Annotated in this window: 17 protein-coding genes; 6 read left to right on the top strand and 11 right to left on the bottom strand. The window is 71.4% G+C overall.

What is annotated here, in order from left to right:
• Positions 1-145: 145 nt before the first annotated feature.
• Positions 146-1,291, bottom strand: coding sequence for a cystathionine gamma-synthase (locus FHX80_RS19055; protein WP_145765280.1), 1,146 nt, complete (start codon positions 1,289-1,291; stop codon positions 146-148).
• A 68-nt stretch (positions 1,292-1,359) separates the two neighbouring features.
• Between FHX80_RS19055 and FHX80_RS19050 the strand changes: the two genes are divergently transcribed.
• From FHX80_RS19050 to FHX80_RS19040, 4 genes are all read left to right on the top strand, one after another.
• Entirely contained in the window at positions 1,360-2,463 is a 1,104-nt protein-coding gene (locus FHX80_RS19050) for a hypothetical protein (protein ID WP_145765279.1), read from the top strand.
• A gap of 103 nt (positions 2,464-2,566) precedes the next feature.
• Complete coding sequence (locus FHX80_RS36410; protein WP_280118752.1) at positions 2,567-2,689, top strand: hypothetical protein; 123 nt, start codon at positions 2,567-2,569, stop codon at positions 2,687-2,689.
• Positions 2,690-2,762: 73 nt separating this feature from the next.
• Positions 2,763-3,428: a peptide-methionine (S)-S-oxide reductase MsrA gene (gene msrA / locus FHX80_RS19045; protein ID WP_145765278.1), complete on the top strand. Its 666-nt coding sequence runs from the start codon at positions 2,763-2,765 to the stop codon at positions 3,426-3,428.
• Positions 3,429-3,499: 71 nt separating this feature from the next.
• Positions 3,500-3,862, top strand: a complete 363-nt coding sequence (locus FHX80_RS19040; protein ID WP_145767380.1) for a YrdB family protein — start codon at positions 3,500-3,502, stop codon at positions 3,860-3,862.
• A 115-nt stretch (positions 3,863-3,977) separates the two neighbouring features.
• Here the strand turns inward: FHX80_RS19040 and gdhA are convergent, their stop codons facing one another.
• Together gdhA and FHX80_RS19030 are read right to left on the bottom strand one after the other, a co-directional pair.
• A complete protein-coding gene (gene gdhA, locus FHX80_RS19035) occupies positions 3,978-5,354 on the bottom strand; it encodes an NADP-specific glutamate dehydrogenase (RefSeq protein WP_145765277.1) in 1,377 nt (458 codons plus the stop codon).
• A gap of 436 nt (positions 5,355-5,790) precedes the next feature.
• Entirely contained in the window at positions 5,791-6,144 is a 354-nt protein-coding gene (locus tag FHX80_RS19030; RefSeq protein WP_145765276.1) for a DUF1330 domain-containing protein, read from the bottom strand.
• A gap of 316 nt (positions 6,145-6,460) precedes the next feature.
• Here FHX80_RS19030 and FHX80_RS19025 point away from each other — a divergent pair, with 316 nt between their 5' ends.
• A complete protein-coding gene (locus FHX80_RS19025) occupies positions 6,461-6,934 on the top strand; it encodes an RDD family protein (protein WP_145765275.1) in 474 nt (157 codons plus the stop codon).
• A 248-nt stretch (positions 6,935-7,182) separates the two neighbouring features.
• Here the strand turns inward: FHX80_RS19025 and FHX80_RS19020 are convergent, their stop codons facing one another.
• The 4 genes from FHX80_RS19020 to FHX80_RS19005 all read right to left on the bottom strand — a co-directional run bounded on the left by FHX80_RS19020 (position 7,183) and on the right by FHX80_RS19005 (position 11,585).
• Positions 7,183-7,866: an ABC transporter ATP-binding protein gene (locus FHX80_RS19020; RefSeq protein WP_145765274.1), complete on the bottom strand. Its 684-nt coding sequence runs from the start codon at positions 7,864-7,866 to the stop codon at positions 7,183-7,185.
• A gap of 115 nt (positions 7,867-7,981) precedes the next feature.
• The gene (locus FHX80_RS19015) at positions 7,982-9,442 is read right to left on the bottom strand and encodes an ABC transporter permease (protein ID WP_145765273.1); all 1,461 of its coding nucleotides are present in this window, start codon (positions 9,440-9,442) and stop codon (positions 7,982-7,984) included.
• Between the two features lie 176 nt (positions 9,443-9,618).
• Positions 9,619-10,887 carry a L,D-transpeptidase gene (locus FHX80_RS19010; protein ID WP_145765272.1) on the bottom strand — a complete coding sequence of 423 codons (1,269 nt, stop codon included), beginning with the start codon at positions 10,885-10,887 and terminating at the stop codon, positions 9,619-9,621.
• A 284-nt stretch (positions 10,888-11,171) separates the two neighbouring features.
• Positions 11,172-11,585: a hypothetical protein gene (locus FHX80_RS19005; RefSeq protein ID WP_244318328.1), complete on the bottom strand. Its 414-nt coding sequence runs from the start codon at positions 11,583-11,585 to the stop codon at positions 11,172-11,174.
• 107 nt (positions 11,586-11,692) lie between these two features.
• Between FHX80_RS19005 and FHX80_RS19000 the strand changes: the two genes are divergently transcribed.
• Positions 11,693-11,989 carry a hypothetical protein gene (locus FHX80_RS19000; RefSeq protein ID WP_145765270.1) on the top strand — a complete coding sequence of 99 codons (297 nt, stop codon included), beginning with the start codon at positions 11,693-11,695 and terminating at the stop codon, positions 11,987-11,989.
• A 141-nt stretch (positions 11,990-12,130) separates the two neighbouring features.
• Here FHX80_RS19000 and hutH read toward each other — a convergent pair whose 3' ends face one another.
• The 4 genes from hutH to FHX80_RS18980 all read right to left on the bottom strand — a co-directional run bounded on the left by hutH (position 12,131) and on the right by FHX80_RS18980 (position 17,171).
• Positions 12,131-13,681, bottom strand: coding sequence for a histidine ammonia-lyase (gene hutH, locus FHX80_RS18995; protein WP_145765269.1), 1,551 nt, complete (start codon positions 13,679-13,681; stop codon positions 12,131-12,133).
• A 123-nt stretch (positions 13,682-13,804) separates the two neighbouring features.
• Positions 13,805-14,992 (bottom strand): GGDEF domain-containing protein, encoded by a 1,188-nt coding sequence (locus tag FHX80_RS18990; protein ID WP_145765268.1) that lies wholly within the window; start codon positions 14,990-14,992, stop codon positions 13,805-13,807.
• A 95-nt stretch (positions 14,993-15,087) separates the two neighbouring features.
• Entirely contained in the window at positions 15,088-15,900 is an 813-nt protein-coding gene (locus FHX80_RS18985; RefSeq protein ID WP_145765267.1) for an enoyl-CoA hydratase/isomerase family protein, read from the bottom strand.
• A gap of 86 nt (positions 15,901-15,986) precedes the next feature.
• Positions 15,987-17,171 (bottom strand): adenylate/guanylate cyclase domain-containing protein, encoded by a 1,185-nt coding sequence (locus tag FHX80_RS18980; RefSeq protein WP_145765266.1) that lies wholly within the window; start codon positions 17,169-17,171, stop codon positions 15,987-15,989.
• Positions 17,172-17,209 lie beyond the last annotated feature (38 nt).

The raw sequence follows: 17,209 nt of genomic DNA, 5'->3' as shown, positions 1-17,209 counted from the left end.
CCGGGCGTGGTCTCCCACGCACCGCCCGGCGACCGGGTAAAACGGCGCTACGGCGCTACGGCGCTACGGCACTACGGCACTACGGCACTACGGCAACAGGATCTGGGCCTCGTGTCGGGATCCGGCCTGATCCGGACGAACGGCCTTAACCGAGCGCCTGCGTCAAGTCGGCCAGCAGGTCGTCACCGTTCTCGATGCCGACGGAGAGCCTGACCAGGTCGCCGGGGACCTCCAGCGGCGATCCGGCCGCCGAGGCGTGCGTCATCCGGCCCGGGTGCTCCAGCAGCGACTCGACGCCGCCGAGCGACTCACCGAGCGTGAAGAGCTTGGCCCGGTTGCAGACCCCGACCGCCGCCTCCTCGCCGCCCGCGACCCGGAAGGACACCATGCCGCCGAACGCCTTCATCTGCTTGGCCGCGACCTCGTGCCCCCGGTGCTCGGGGAGCCCCGGGTAGAGGACCTGCGTGACCTTGGGGTGCCGGGTCAGCAGGTCGACGACCTTGGTGGCGTTCTCGCAATGCCGGTCCATCCGGACGGCGAGGGTCTTGATGCCGCGCAGCACCAGCCAGGCGTCGAAGGGCCCGGCCACCGCACCCATCGCGTTCTGGTGGTACGCCAGCTCGTCCGAGAGCTCGGGGTCGTTGACGATCAGCGCACCGCCGACGACGTCCGAGTGACCGCCCATGTACTTGGTGGTGGAGTGCACCACCACATCGGCGCCGAGGGCGAGGGGCTGCTGGAGGTAGGGGCTGGCGAAGGTGTTGTCGACGACCAGCCGCGCACCCGCCGCACGGGCGACACCGGCGATCGCCGCGATGTCGGTGATGCCGAGCAGCGGGTTGGAGGGCGTCTCCACCCAGATCGCCTTGGTGCGCGGGGTGACCGCGGCCCGGACCGCCGCCACGTCCGAGGTGTCGGCGACCGAGAACTCCACGCCCCAGCGCGAGGCGACCTTCGCGAACAGCCGGAACGTGCCGCCGTAGGCGTCGTTCGGGATGACCACGTGGTCGCCGGGCGTCAGCAGCGTGCGGAGCAGGCAGTCCTCGGCGGCCAGGCCGGAAGCGAAGGCGAGCCCGCGGCGGCCGCCCTCCAGGGCCGCCAGGTTCTCCTCCAGTGCGGTGCGCGTCGGGTTGGCGCTGCGGCTGTACTCGTAGCCGCCGCGCAGCCCGCCCACGCCGTCCTGCTTGTACGTGGAAACCTGATAAATGGGCGGAACAACAGCGCCGGTGAGGGGGTCGGCGGTGTTTCCCGCGTGGATCGCGAGAGTTTCGAAGCTGTGCTGGTCGCTCATGGGGCCAGAGCGTAGTTCGTCACGAGGGCCCTCACGGAGCACCGGGGCCGTCCGGGGACAATGGAGGCATGGAGATTCTCTGGTTCCTGCTCGCGCTGTGCATGCTCGCCGCGGTGGTCGGCCCCTTCGCGCTGCGGCGTCGCGGCGGTATCCGCCAGGTGGCGCCCGGTTCCCCCGACGCCGCCGACCCGGACACCTACGGCTTCGCGCGCCAGGAGGAGCTGGACATCCGGATGCCGGGCCCCGACCAGGACCTCCTGGACGTACTCGATGTCGTCCAGGGCACCCAGGAGTGGCGGGCCGCCTCGCAGCTGCTGTCCGGGACGCCGAAGGAGGGCGAGGTGCGGTGGCAGCGGGTGCAGGCGTTCGCCGGTGCCGCCTCGCTGGAGCTGGCGCAGCGGCCGGGCGTCGGCGGGAGCTGGCTGCGCAAGTGGCGGGCGGAGTCCCCGAAGGACGCCGGCGGCGCGGCCGTGCACGCCGAGTTCCTGGTCCAGCAGGCCTGGCGTTCGTCCACCGCCGGTACGGACGACTTCCGGATCATCCTGGAGGAGGCCCGTACGGTCGTCGGCGAGGCGGCCCTGCTGGCACCGGGCGACCCCGTGCCGTACCTGGTGGAGCTGGCGGCGGCCCGCGGGCTCGGCTACTCCCACGAGGAGTTCGACCAGCTCTGGGCGAAGATCATCGACCGGGCGCCCGCGCACATGGGCGCGCACATCGCGGCGCTGCACTTCTGGTGCGAGAAGTGGCACGGCTCCCGCGAGGAGGCCGACCGCTTCGCCACCGCGGCCGCCACCCGCGCCCCGCAGGGGTCGCTGCTGGCCGCGCTGCCGCTCTTCGCGCTGTACGAGCACCTGCCCGAGGTCAATCTGGTGCGGGGCTTCTACCGGAGCCAGGCGGTGACGAAGGCGGTCGAGGGCGCCCTGTTCGCGGTGCACTCGGCCCGCCCCGACGACCCGATGCTCGCCCACGTCCGCCATCTGCTGGTGCTGTTCCTGGTCCGGATGGAGCGCTGGTCGGAGGCGATGAACCAGCTCGTCCACATCGACGGGCACGTGGGCGCGCTGCCGTGGACGGAGAGCTCCGACCCGGCGGCCGAGTACACCGTCTACCGGGCCCTGGCGGTCGCCGGTTACGAGGCGAACGGCGGCAGCCCGGCGACGCTGCCGCGATAGCGGACCCTGCTCCGGGGCCTGCTCCCGCCGGCCCCGGTGTGCGACTGTGGGTGCCACAACGACCGACGCACGGACCGACCGACCGATGGGACCGGCACTCCTCATGGCACGACTGATACCCCTGATCCTGATCGGCCTCGGCCTCTACTTCTGGTTCAAGGCCCGCAAGCGGACCGCCGCCTACGTCGAGGACGCCGAGTCCGACAACGGCACGCCCCGCCGCTGAACCGGGGCGGCGGAATCCACGGCGGTCCCGGTGCGTTGAATGGACAGCACGCCGACCCATGAGGAGCCCCCGCATGTTCCTGCACCGCCGTACACCGCAGCTCCCCACTCCGCAGGAGGCCCTGCGCGGCCGACCCGTCCCGGAGTTCACCGTTCCGTCCCGCCACACGGTCCTGGGCAACGCCCTGCTGGGCCCGTACCCGGAGGGTCTGGAGGTCGCGGACTTCGCGATGGGGTGTTTCTGGGGCGCCGAGCGCAAGTTCTGGCAGACGGACGGCGTCTGGACGACGCTCGTCGGCTACCAGGGCGGCTACACGGAGAACCCCGCGTACGAGGAGGTCTGCTCCGGCCTGACCGGCCACACGGAAGCCGTCCGCGTCGTGTACGACCCCAGCATCGTGACGTATCCCGAGCTGCTGAAGCTCTTCTGGGAGTCCCACGACCCCACCCAGGGCTTCCGCCAGGGCAACGACGTGGGTACGCAGTACCGCTCGGCGATCTACACCCACTCCCCCGAGCAGGCCGCAGCCGTGCAGGCGTCCCGCGAGGCCTACCAGAAGGTCCTCACCGGCTCCGGCCACGGCGAGATCACCACGGAGATCCTGCCCGCCGACGGCGTCACCTTCTGGCCCGCGGAAGCAGCTCACCAGCAGTACCTCGACAAGAACCCGGCGGGCTACTGCGGCATCGGCGGCACGGGCGTCTCCTGCCCGATCGGTGTGGCACCGGCCGACGGGTGACCTCATCCGGGGAATCCGACGGAGCCGCGGCGCAGGACGAACAGCACGCGGATGAGGGGGCGATCCCGTCGATGGCCGGGCGCCCCTGGTGGGCCGCGAACGAAGTCCTGGCGTTCGCGGTGGAGTTGGCGGCGCTGGTCTTCCTGTGCTGGTGGGGCTTCAGTACCGGTGACGGTCCGGCCGTCCACCTGTTGCTGGGAATCGGGATGCCGGCGGTCGCCATCGTTCTGTGGGGCACGTTCGCCGCGCCTCGCGCCCGGATCCGGCTGCCGCTCGCGGGCGTGCTCGTGGTGAAGGCTGTGGTGCTCGGCGGCGGCGCGTTCGGGCTTTACCAGGTGGGGCACCCGGTGGCGGCGGTGGTCATGGCCGTCGTGGTGGTGGCGAACACCGCCCTGGCGGAGACCTTCCGGCGCGGGCCGGCGCCCCGAGAGTAGGTGCCGAACGGTCCGCACCCACCCACCCGGTCAATGACCTCGGCCGGGTGGGTGCGGACCGCGGGCCCGGAACGCATCCGCGTCCCGGGCCCGCGTCAGTACGCCGGGAAGCCGATCAGATCAGGCCCTGGGCCAGCATCGCGTCGGCGACCAGCTCGAAGCCGGCGATGTTGGCGCCGACCACGTAGTTGCCGGGGCAGCCGTAGCGCTCCGCCGTGGTGTAGCAGGAGTCGTGGATGTGGCGCATGATCTCCGCGAGCCGCTGCTCGGTGTGGGCGAACGTCCAGGAGTCGCGCGAGGCGTTCTGCTGCATCTCCAGGGCGCTGGTGGCGACGCCGCCCGCGTTGGCCGCCTTGCCGGGGGCGAAGGCCACACCGGCCTCCTGGAGGACGCGGACGGCCTCGGGGGTGGTGGGCATGTTGGCGCCCTCGGCGACCGCCTTCACACCGTTGCGTACGAGGGTCAGCGCGTCGGCCTCGTGGAGTTCGTTCTGCGTGGCACAGGGCAGGGCCACGTCGCAGGGGACGTCCCAGACACCGGCGCCGGGCACGAACACGGCCCCGTCGCGGCGTTCCGCGTACTCGGAGACGCGGCCGCGGCCGGCCTCCTTGATCTCCTTGAGCAGGGCGAGGTCGATGCCCTTCTCGTCCACGACGTAGCCGTCGGAGTCGGAGCAGGTGATGACCGTGGCGCCGAGCTGCTGGGCCTTCTCGATCGCGTAGATCGCGACGTTGCCCGAGCCCGAGACGGCGATGCGCTGGCCATCGAGGGACTCGCCCCGGCTGCGGAGCATCTCGGCGGTGAACATGACGCAGCCGTAGCCGGTCGCCTCCGTACGTACCAGGGCGCCGCCCCAGCCGAGGCCCTTTCCGGTGAGGACACCGGACTCGAAGCGGTTGGTGATCCGCTTGTACTGGCCGAAGAGGTAGCCGATCTCGCGGCCGCCCACGCCTATGTCACCGGCGGGGACGTCGGTGTACTCGCCCAGGTGGCGGTGGAGCTCGGTCATGAACGACTGGCAGAACCGCATGATCTCGGCGTCCGAGCGGCCCTTCGGGTCGAAGTCCGAGCCGCCCTTGCCGCCGCCGATGGGCATGCCGGTGAGGGCGTTCTTGAAGATCTGCTCGAAGCCGAGGAACTTCACGATGCCGAGGTTGACCGAGGGGTGGAAGCGCAGTCCGCCCTTGTACGGGCCGAGCGAGCTGGAGAACTCGACCCGGAAGCCGCGGTTGACGTGGATGTCGCCCGAGTCGTCCGACCACGGCACCCGGAAGATGAGCTGGCGCTCCGGCTCGCATATGCGCTCGATGATCCGGGCGTCCACGAACTCCGGCCGCTGGGCCAGCACCGGGCCGAGCGTTTCGAGAACTTCCCGCACCGCCTGGTGGAATTCCTTCTCGCCCTGGTTGCGGCGGAGGATCTCCGCGTAGAGCGGCTCGATGACACGGTTCTCGGCGGCGTGCGGGATTGCGGAGTCAGAGGTGGCCTGCATCTGATCAAGACCTTCCATGGGTCGGCTCATCGCGAAGACGCCCCCGTCCCGGGGGGCGCCTGGTCCCCCCTCCCCATTGAGGGCGTCGCCCGGATAGCGCGAGTACCGCGCTCACGACTGCGACGTACAGGACCGTTGTGGCCTACCGAGTGTCCCAGTGGGACCGGTGAAACCTCCACGGCATCCACATGGTGAATCCGGCCGAATAGCGGACCGGCCGACCCTGGAAGCCTTGCCCCAGAACGGTTCCGGGCAGAACGACCGGGTTGGGTCGTATGCCCGGACACCCCTCGAAGTGGTGAACCTCACAGTGCGTCGACTGCCGGTGTGAGGCCGGATGCGCGGCCCTCGGGGCTCGCGCGGGCGGCGCGGCAGCCCCAGCCCTCGGCCGATGACAGGACGAGGGCTCCCGGCAGGAGGCTCGGGGCGATGCGACTCAGCCGGACCGGAGCGCCTCGGCACGTATGGCCGCGGCGGTCGCCGCGGCGTCGTAGTCGCGGGCGACGCCGTCCACGAGCACCACGTCGCCCGCCATGTTCCGGGTCCGCAGCGGTGCCAGCTCCTGGTAGGCGGGCGAGGCGAACCAGGTGCGGGCGGCCTCGATCGTGGGGAACTCCAGGACGACGACGGCGCCGGGCCAGCCGCCCTCCATGACCTCGACCGGGGTGTTGTGCACCAGGAACCGGCCCCCGTGCGGGTCCATCGTCGACTGGATGCGCTCGATGTACTCGATCACCTCCTCGTTGGGCGGGCCCTCGGGCTGCAGGTGGGCGATCGCGTACGCGGTCATGTCACGTCCTCCGGTTCTTCCGTCCGCTGGTGCACCCCATGCTGCCGGGGGCCGCGAGGGGCGTCGATTACCCCGGAGGTAAGGCGGGACACACCGCGCGGACCAGGCCCGCGGTGACAGGTGATTCCGACATGATGCGCTCATGAAGACATCACGGGGGAACGTGGGGAACCGTAGCGTCCGGAATCCTCACGGGCCTTACGGGTCAACGCCGTTGGCCGGAAATCCGTTGCCCCGACACGGGCAGCCGAGACCCCCGCACCTACCCGGCCGGACAGGGCGGTCCGGGCAGCGCACACCGCCGCGGGCCGGGGAGATGCGCCGCTATCTCGCCGTGGGGCTCGACTGCTATCTCTGCCTGGTCGCCGCCGGGTTGCTGGCCCGGCCGCACGTGGAGGCGACGCCCTTCCCGAAGGGCGTCGCGCTGCTGCTCGGGCCGGTGCTCGCCCTCTCCTTCCTCAACCAGGTGGTGCTCACCGCGCTCGTCGGCGGGGGCGCCGGCAAGCTGATCATGGGCATACGGGTGGTGAGCCTGCCGGACGGCGGACGCCCGGGGCCGGGACAGCTGGTGCGGCGCTGGCTGCACGGCCTGTGCTGGCTGCCGCTCCAGCCCTGGTACGGGCTGCGCGCCCGCCTCGCCCGTACCGACGACGGCCCCGGTCCTGTTCCGCGGGGCTGCGAGGAGGGCGATCCCTACGCCGGCCCGTACACCGACCCGGTCGGGGTGCGCCAGGTCCGCCGTACCGATCTCGTGGCGAACCGCCGGGCCGCCGCCGGACGAGCGGCCTGAGCCACGGCCTGAGCGGCCCTCGAACCGGGGCCTGACCTCGACCGGGGCCTGACCTCGACCGGGGCGCGGCCTCGACCGGGGCGCGGCCTCGACCGGGGCGCGGGCGTGAGCGGGCCGGGCGGCGGGGGAACCCGCGACGCCGCCCGCGAACCCTGGTGCGGGCCCGCGGACGGCGGTAGCGGCGACAGTGGCGGAACGGTAGCGGTAGAGGTACCAGCGACGGTGGCGGCGATACGTGCGCGACCCGTTCAGGCCGCCGCGTTCTCCGTGATGGTGACCTTGCCCTTGCGGATGGTCGCCAGCCGCGGGGCCCTGCGGGCGATCGCGCTGTCGTGGGTGACCATGACGAAGGTGAGCCCGTGCTCCTTCCACATGGTCTCCAGCACCTCCATGATCTCGTCGCGCATGGACTCGTCGAGGTTGCCGGTCGGTTCGTCGGCGAGCAGCACCTTGGGCTGCTTGACCAGCGCCCTGGCTATCGCCACCCGCTGCTGCTGGCCGCCGGACATCTCGCCGGGGAGATGCCCGAGCCGCTCGCCGAGACCGACCGAGTCGAGCGCCTCGGCCGCCCGTCTGCGCCGCTCGGACGCCTTGCCGCCGAGGGGTACGAGGGCCGTCTCGACGTTCTCCTGGGCGGTGAGCGTCGGGATGAGGTTGAAGCTCTGGAAGACGAACCCGATGTTCTTCGCGCGCACCTTGGTGAGCTTGGCCTCGCTGAGCTTCGCGAGGTCGACCCCGTCGAGTTCGACGCTGCCGGCCGTGGGGCGGTCCAGGCCGCCGAGCATCTGGAGCAGGGTGGACTTGCCGCCGCCGGTGGGGCCCTGGATGACGAGCCGGCCGCCGTCCTCGATGGTCAGATCGACGCCGGCGAGTGCGTGAACGGTGGACTTGCCGCGCGTGTAGCGCTTGGTGACGCCTTGAAGCGTGTACATGGGTCAACTCCTGCTGGACGGTGATCGCGAGGACCGGTGAAGGGGTGAGCGGATCCCGGGATCACGGAGGGGGACGGGGGCCGGGGCACCCGGGCGCCGGGTGTCCCGCAACGGGTTACTCGACGCGGCGCAGGGCGTCCGCGGGGCGCAGCCGGGATGCGCGCCAGCCACCGAAGGCGCCCGCGATCAGCCCGCCCGCCACGGCCAGGCCGACGGCGATCAGGATGATCGAGAGGGAGACGGGCGCGGTCAGCGCGATGTCGAGGGCCTTGGAGGCGCTCTGCCTGCCGGGGCCGCCGCCCATCATGCCGCCGCGCATTCCGCCGCCCGACGGACCGCCCGAGGAGCCGAGTTGAGCGGTGAGGGTGGGGCTGATCGCGGTGACGACGTACGCGCCGCCGAGCCCGACCGCGATGCCGAGGACGCCGCCCATCAGTCCGTTGACGAGGGCCTCGCCGACGACCTGGCGGGTGACCCGGCCGCTCTTCCAGCCGAGCGCCTTGAGGGTGCCGAACTCCCGGACCCGGCGGCTGACCGCGGACGAGGTGAGCAGGCCGGCCACCAGGAAGGCGGCGATCAGCACGGCGACGGAGAGCCACTTGCCGACGCTGGAGGCCAGGTCGGACGCGGTGGACAGGGAGCCGGAGACGGTGTCGGCGAGGTCGGCGGAGGTGGTGACGGTGGTGCCCGGGATGTTCTTCTGGATCGTGGACTTGACGCTGTCGATCTGCTGCGAGTCCGCGGCCTTCACATAGACCGTGGTGACCTTGTTCTTCGCGTCGGCGAGGGTCTGCGCCCGCTGGAGCGGGATGTAGAGGTTGGCGGCGGCGTCGCCGCTGTCGGCCGTCGAGACGCCGACGATCGTGAACTCGGTGCCGTGGACGGTCACCGTCTTGCCGACGGTGAGCTTCTTCTCCTTGGCGTACGCGGCGTCGACGACGGCCACCTTGCCGTTGGTCTCGGTGGTCCTGAACGTCCGTCCCGCGGTGATCTTCGACGAGGTCAGCGGGCCCAGGTCCTGCTTGGTGACGTCGGTGCCGTAGACCGTGTAGGAGTTGACGTCGAAGGAGGCGCCGCCGCCCTTGACCTCGCCCTGCGGCACGCCGCTGCCTCCGGGGCCGCCGCGGCCGCTCTCGGCCGTGCCGCCCTGCTGCTTGAACTCACCGCGCTTGAACTGGCCGTCCACCTTCATCACGGTCACGCTCAGTCCGCCGACGGCGTCGGCGACGCCGTCCTGCTGGTCCACCTCGGCGACGGTGGTGGCGGCCAGTGTCTGGAAGCCCTGGACCATGACCCGGTCCGTGCTCTGGGTCGAGTCGTCACCGCTGTCCTTGGCGTCGAACTCGAACCTGGGCCGCTCCGTGCCGGAGCCCGGAGCCGCGGCGGCCTTGGTGACGGTCATGTCGGTGCCGAGGCCGTACAGCGATTCCAGGACCTTGTCCTGGGCCTTGCTCATGCCCGAGGAGACCGAGCTGACGATGATGACCAGCGCGATGCCGAGGCCGAGGCCCGAGGCGACGACGAGCGCCGCCTTTCTGCGGCGGCGCAGCTCGCGCCGGAGGTAGGTGAAGAACATGGCGCGAGGTTATGAACCGGTTGTGATGGTGGGTTAAGGCCACCATGAGATCCGGATGAGAACGCCCGGGAACGCCGCAGGCGGCGGCACCGGGATCCGTGCGGATCCGGTGCCGCCGCCTGCGGTAAGGGACTTGGGGCCGATCGAGGTCCTGCCGGGGCGAGGAGGACGTCGGGTCAGGCCGCGGGGGCCTGCCACTGGGCCCAGCTCATGTTCCAGCCGTTGAGTCCGTTGTCGGGCTGGATGGTCTTGTCCGGGGAGTTCTTGATGATGACCACGTCACCGACGATGGAGTTGTTGTAGAACCAGGCGCCGGGCTGACCGGCGTCACCCGCACCCTTCGTGTCGGAGAGACCGACACAGCCGTGGCTGGTGTTGGCGCTGCCGAAGATCGACTTGGCACCCCAGTAGTTGCCGTGGATGAAGGTGCCCGACGTGGACAGCCGCATGGCGTGCGGCACGTCCTTGATGTCGTACTCGCCCTTGCCGTCGTCGTCGGTGAAGCCGACCGTCGCACCGTCCATCCGGGTCTCCTTGAACTTCTCGGAGATCACCATCTGGCCGTTGTACGTCGGGTTGTCCGAGGAACCGGCGGAGATCGGGATGGTCTTGATCGTCTTCCCGTTCTGGGTGACGGTCATCATGTGCGTCTTGGCGTCCACGGTCGAGACCTGGTTGCGGCCGACCTTGAAGGTGACCGTCTTCTGCTGCACACCGAAGACGCCGTCCGCGCCCTCGACGCCGTCCAGCGCCAGCTTCAGCGTGACGGTGGAGCCGCCCTGCCAGTAGTTCTCGGGGCGCAGGTCCAGACGCTGCGCGTTGAACCAGTGGCCGACGACCTGCTGGCCGCTGCTGGACGTGACCGTGATGCCGTCCTGGACTGCCTTCTTGTCCGTGATCGCCTTGTTGAAGTTGATCGAGACGGGCATGCCGACGCCGACGGTGGAGCCGTCCTCGGGGGTGAAGTTCCCGATGAAGCTGTTGGCAGGCGACACGGTGGTGAAGGAGCTGTTCTCGTGCGCCTCGCGGCCCTTCGAGTCCTTCGCCGTGGCGCTGATCTTGTACGTGGTCGAGCGCTCCAGCTGGGCGTCCGGCGTCCAACTGGTGCCGTCGGCCGCGAGGGTGCCCTTGACCGCGGCACCGGCCGTCGTGGTCATCGTGACGTCCGTCAGCTTGCCCTTGGCGACGGAGACCTTCGCGTCGTTGTTGATGCTCGCGTTGGTCGCACCGTTCTTCGGCGCGATCGCTATCTGGGCTTCCGAGGTTTCCTCGGCCGCCGCTTTGTCGACCTCGGCAGCCTGTGACGTCTTCGAGCTGTCGGGGCTGGAACCGCCCTTGTCGCCGCCGTCGCTGCAGGCCGAAAGCACCAGCACGCCGCCGAGCAGTGCGGACGCGGCCATAAGACCCTTGCGCCGCTTGCTGTCCGTCATCACACGCTTCTCCATCGTTGCCGAAATCCCCAAAACCCCGAGCCCGGCCGTCGACCGGCGATACCCCGTCAATGCTCCAAGAACCCTCTGAAAGGGCTGCCAGTTCCACATCTGCGGGAGATGTGGGGAACACCACTCATCGACGCGGTGGAAACAGCGGTGGTTCCCGTGGTCCACCACATGGGTGCCGTCGGTGTCCGACCCGGTTGTGCGGCTGTTGCACGACCCGGTCCGCCGGCTGTCACGCACACCGGCCCCGGCCCGCTGCGAGCGGGCCGGGGCCGGTGATCCTCCACCTGTTACGCCCGCCGCTCCGCACTGCCGTCGTCGTCGTTCTCCTCCCCATTGTGCGGGACGCCGGCACCGTGCTCGTCGCCGTCGTCCTCGTCATCGCCGTCGTCGAGGTCCCATCCGTCCGGGTCCTGCGGGTCGTAGGCGATGCTCTCGCTGGTCCAGGAGGCCTGGGTCAGCTCGACCCCGGGCACCTCGCTCACCAGGTCGAACGGGTCGATCAGCGAGGCGAGGGCCTCCGCACCGTCTTCCCTGACCGCGTTCTCGGCATGCGTGCGCTCCTCGGCGGAATCGCCGCCTGGCTCCCCGTACTCGGCCGCGAGGCTCTCCAGAGCGGTCCCGCTCAGGGCCTCGGCGTCCGTGATCTCCAACACCATTTCCACGCGAAGTCGAACATAACGTGATGTCTCAGAAGTGCTCATGTGCCGGAGCGTAAGCTCCCGGCCGCTGCGGCTTTCCTGCGACCCGCTGCTTTCACTAGCATCGGTCCCAGGCCTAACTCACGGCTGTCACAAGGGGGATAGATTCTGTGGCCATCACCCGCCGCCCGCTCCTGACCGCCACCGCTGCGGGAACGCTGCTGTGCGCCCTCTGGTTCGTCCCAACGGCCAACGCGACCGGTAACACGGGCACCACCCAGGGCACACCGGGGCGGACTTCCGCCCTCACCGGAACCGGCACGGACGGCGCGACGCTCGCCGACACCGGGACCGGGATCGACACGACCCCGTACCTGATCGGGGGCATGGCGTTCCTGGGCATCGGTGCGGGCTTCGTCGTCCACTCCGCCCACCGCACCGGCCCGCTGCCGACGCACCGACCGTGACGAGGAAGCGGTCACCGGGTCCGCCCGGTGACCGCTTCCCCGTACGTCACTGAACTCGCACACCCTCACCGAACGCGTACGCCACTGAGCGTCTGAGCGCCTACGTCATCGCGCGCGTACGTCGCCGAACCAGGGCCCTGGTCAGGCGAGTCGGCCCGTCACCGGTTCCACCGCCGCGACCAGCGCGCCCGCGCGCACGAAGGCGTCCGCGGCGGCCAGGTCGGGCGACAGGAAGCGGTCCGGGCCCGGGCCCTCCACGCCCGCCGCGCGCAGCGCCTCGACGGCCGCCAGTGAGGCGGGCGCCGGGGTCAGCCCCTGCGCGGCACGCAGTTCGATCGCGCGGGTCGCCGCGTACAGCTCGACGGCGACGATCCGGGCGAGGTTCTCGACGGCGGTACGGAGCTTGCGCGCGGCCGACCAGCCCATGGAGACGTGGTCCTCCTGCATCGCGGAGGACGGGATCGAGTCCGCCGACGCCGGGACGGCGAGCCGCTTCATCTCGCTGACCAGGGCGGCCTGGGTGTACTGGGCGATCATCAGGCCGGAGTCGACACCCGCGTCGTCCGCGAGGAACGGCGGCAGCCCGTGCGAACGGTTCTTGTCCAGCAGCCGGTCGGTCCGGCGCTCGGTGATCGAGCCGAGGTCGGCCGCGGCGATCGCCAGGAAGTCCAGGACGTACGCGACCGGGGCGCCGTGGAAGTTCCCGTTGGACTCGACCCTGCCGTCGGACAGCACCACCGGGTTGTCCACGGCGGCGGCCAGTTCGCGGTCGGCGACGAGCCGGGCGTGGGCGAGGGTGTCGCGGCCCGCGCCGTTGACCTGCGGTGCGCACCGCACGGAGTAGGCGTCCTGGACGCGCGGGGCGTCGTCCTGATGGTGACCGGTGAGCCCCGATCCGGCGAGCACCCGCAGCATGTTGTCGGCGCTGACGCCCTGGCCGGGGTGCGGGCGGATGGCGTGCAGCTCGGGGGCGAGGACCTTGTCCGTGCCGAGCAGGGCCTCCAGCGAGAGGGCCGCGGTGATGTCCGCCGAGGTGTAGAGGTTCTGGAGGTCGGCGATGGCCATCACGAGCATGCCGAGCATGCCGTCGGTGCCGTTGAGGAGGGCGAGGCCCTCCTTCTCGCGCAGCTCGACCGGGGTGATGCCGTGGGCGGCGAGGAGCTCACCGGCGGGGCGCACGGTGCCGTCGGGGCCCTCCGCGTCGCCCTCGCCCATCAGGGTCAGCGCGCAGTGCGAGAGCGGGGCCAGGTCGCCCGAGCAGCCGAGCGAGCCGTACTCGTGGACAACGGGAGTGATCCCGGCGTTCAGGACGTCGGCCATGGTCTGCGCGATCTCGGGCCGCACGCCGGTGTGGCCGGAGGCGACCGTCTTCAGCCGGAGGAACATCAGCGCCCTGACGACCTCGCGCTCGACCCGCGGGCCCATGCCGGCGGCGTGCGAACGGACGATGTTGCGCTGGAGCTGCGCGCGGAGCTCCGGGCTGATGTGGCGGCTGGCCAGTGCCCCGAAGCCGGTGGAGACGCCGTAGACCGGCTCGGGCTTGGCGGCGAGCGCGTCGATGACCTCACGGGCCGCGGCGAGAGCGTCCACCGCGGCCGCGGAGAGCTCGACACGGGCGTTGCCGCGGGCCACGGCGATGACGTCCTGAGCAGTGGTACCGGACGTCCCCACCACGACTGTATGCATATCCATATTCAGAAGCGTACGGATTGAATCTCTTCATGTCACTAGTGGTCGCCCGGTTGACCCCTTACCGATCGGACGGCGCGGCTCAGGGAAGGTCACCGCGCGGCCCAGAGAAGGTCACCGCACGGCTCAGGGACGGTTTCCGCGCAGCCGGCGACGGTCGTGGGCGGGTTTGGGCGGGGAGTCTGCCAGCCGGAGCACCTCGCCGTCGCGCCCCGCCACCACGGGTTTCAGTGACCGGGCCGCCTTCGCCCGATACTGGGCGGCGTCCGCGAGCCGGAACAGCCGCCGCGCGGAGACCACCGGGCCGATCGGGTCGCCGGTGGAGGCGATCCCGCACGCGACCCCGTTGCCGAACTCCAGCTCGGCCGCCCGCCCGCAGAGCTCGGTGGCCACCTCGACCACCTCGTCCGCCCCCGGACCCAAGGCCAGCAGACAGAACTCGTCCCCGCCGAGCCGGGCCGACAGCGCACCGGGCAGCATCGCGCCACACCGGGACAGCACCGAGCCGAAACGTTCCAGCAGACGGTCGCCGACCGCGTGGCCATGGGTGTCGTTGACCCACTTCAGCCCGTTCAGATCGCAGACGACCAGGCTGACCACCGAACCGTCCACCCGGTGCCGCTCCACCGCCTCGTCCAGCCGCATGTCGACGGCCCGGCGGTTGGCGAGGCCGGTCAGCGGGTCGGTGAAGGCGAGCTTGCGCACCTCCTCCAGGCGCTCCGTCTGGGAGATCCCGGCAGCCACGACGGCGGCCAGCACGGTCGCGAAGTCCGCGTCCCGGCGCCCGAACACCGGCTCCCCCGCCGGACGCGCCACATAGAGCTCACCCCAGGCCCGCCCGTGCAGCACGATCGGCGCGACCACACAGCAGCCGCGCCCGCGCCGGCGCAGGGACGCCACCCGCTGATGGCAGTAGCCGCGCCCGTAACCGTGCGCACCCGCCGCCCCGGCCCCCCGCCCGTCGCCCGCGGGCTCCGGCTCCAGCGGGCCCTCGGCGGTCTCCACCCAGGCGTCCGGCTCACCGCCCCCGGCCCACCGCTCATGGAGGAACTCGGTGATCTCCGGGAACTGATGCACCGGGTACGTCTCCTCGTCGGGGAACTCCTCCTCCCCCTCGGCCCGCTCGCCCGCGTTCACCAGGACCCGCAGCCGCCCGCGCCCGCGCTCCCAGACCGACAGCGCGGCAAAGCTGCCGCCCAACGCCTCGCACGCCCCCAGCGCGGCCGCTCGCCAGCACCCCCGCGGGGTGTGCGCCGCCGCCATCGCCTGCGCAAGCGAAACCACGGCCCGCAGCCGCGCATCATCACCACCCATCGCTACAGCCTATGTTGATTTGTGGTGCTTTGATCATTTTGCTGCTTTGGCCATCCTCGTTGCGCTGTCACACGGTCACCCGATGCCGCCCCGCGTCACTCCCCGGGCCAGTTCGGCTTCCGCTTCTCGTTGAACGCGGCCACACCCTCCGCCCGGTCGCCGGAGAAGGCCACCGACCGCCACGCCGAGTCCTCCACCTCCAGGCCGGCCCGCAGATCGAGCCCGTGCCCCAGCCGCAGCGCCCGCTTGGCCGCCCGCAGCCCCACCGGGGAGTTGCCCGCGATCCGGCCGGCGAGCGCCAGCGCCTCGGACCGGTCCTCGCCCTCCGCCACCAGCTCGTCGACCAGCCCCAGCTCCCGGGCCTCGGCAGCCTCCACCCGGCGCGCGGTGAAGATCAGCTCCGCGGCGCGCGCCGCCCCGACCCGGCGCGGCAGCAGCTGGGTGCCGCCGCCGCCCGGGATGACCCCGACCGAGACCTCGGGCAGGCCCACCAGGGCGGTCCGGTCGGCGACGATCAGATCGCACGACAGGGCCAGCTCGAATCCGCCGCCGAGCGCGAAGCCGTGCACGGCGGCGATCGTCGGCATGGGCAGTTCGAGCACACCGGTGTAGGCGGCGCGTGCGGTGGGCCGCTGGCGCACCAGATCGGCATCGGTGAAGGAGTTCCGCTCCTTGAGGTCCGCCCCCACGCAGAAGGCCCGTTCATGGCTGGAGGTGAGGACGGTGACCCGTACGTCCGGGTCGGCGGCCAGCGCGGCGCAGGCGGCGGCGATCGAGCGGGCCATGTCCGTGGACACCGCGTTCATGGCCCGCGGCCGGTCGAGGACCAGCTCGGCGACGTGTTCCAGGCCCTCGTGGCCCCGTACGGCGACGAACTCCCCGAACCGCTGCTCGGACGTGACGGTCATGACTGCACCCCTGTCGGTTAACGAGCGTTACCGGAGGGATCCTAGAGCGCTCCCGGGGAAGCCGGTCAGGGGCGGGGCGGAGCTTCTCAGGAGGTGCCGCGGCGGGCCAGCAGCCACGGCTCGACGATGCCGAGGCCACGCACCGGGCGCTGCCACATCGGCTGGAGCCCGTAGCGGTACCTGGGCACGGGCCTCGGCTCCGCGCCGCCCGCGCCCGCCTTCTCGGCCAGCTCGGCGGCGGCCGCGGCCTCCTCGGCGGCCCGGGCCTCGGACGCGGGCGCGTCGCCGGTACGGATCAGCTCCTCGGCGAACGCCCCGTCCACCAGGACGGCGTCCTTCGGCGCTATCGAGGTGAGCCGGCTGGCGAGGTTCACCGTGGTGCCGAACACATCGCCCATCCGGGTGGTGACCGTGCCGAACGCGATACCGACGCGCAGCGCCGGCATCGTCTCGTCCAGGGCCATCGCCTCGACGAGGCGCAGCGCGATCTCGGCAGCGGTGCCCGCGTCGTCGGCGGCGAAGAGCACCTCGTCGCCGAGGGTCTTGATGAGCCGGCCGCCGTGCGCGGCGACCAGGTCGGCGCAGGTGGTCTCGAAGGACTCGACGAGCTCGCCGAGCTCCTCCTCCTCCAGGCGGCGGGTGAGCCGGGTGAACCCGACGAGGTCGGCGAAGCCGACGGCGAGCCGCCGGTCGACCATCTCGTCGTCGTCCGCGGCCTGTACGACCCGGCCGGTGGCGGCGGCGAGCTGGCGCCGCCACACGTAGACCAGGAACTCCTCCAGCTCCGGCAGGAGCAGTTCGATCAGGGGGTACGTGACCTCGGTACGGGTCATTCCGGGCTCGGGCGGCTCGGTCAGCCCCTCCAGGAACGAGTCGATCTGCCACTCCGCCAGCCGGGCGGTGGTCTGCCCGGTCGACCGGGCCACCTGGATCGCCATCGGCTCGCTGAGCAGCCCGGCCTCGACCAGACCGGACAGCCGCCGCAGCGCCAGCACGTCCGCCTCGGTCAGCGCCTTGGCCTGACCGATGTCGGCGAAGCCCATGGCCCGCCAGAACCGGGACGCCAGGTCCATGGAGACGCCCGCGGTCCGGGCGGCCTGGAACGGGGTGTAGCGCCGGTCGGCGCCCAGGATCAGCGCTTCCAGCCTGATCGCGAGGGGGTCGTCGGTCGGCTCGGCCGTGTGGTCGACTTCGTGATGCGGTGTCGCGTGCACCGATGGGTCCGACGGGGGCTCCGCGCCCGCTCCGGAGTTCGTGTCGTCGACGGTCACCAGCCGCCTCCTGCCCGTTCCCTGCGCACTGCCCTGCC

Origin of the sequence: Streptomyces brevispora, assembly GCF_007829885.1 — a bacterium.
GTDB classification, from domain to species: domain Bacteria; phylum Actinomycetota; class Actinomycetes; order Streptomycetales; family Streptomycetaceae; genus Streptomyces; species Streptomyces brevispora.
This window is presented reverse-complemented; position numbering and strand designations above follow the sequence as displayed.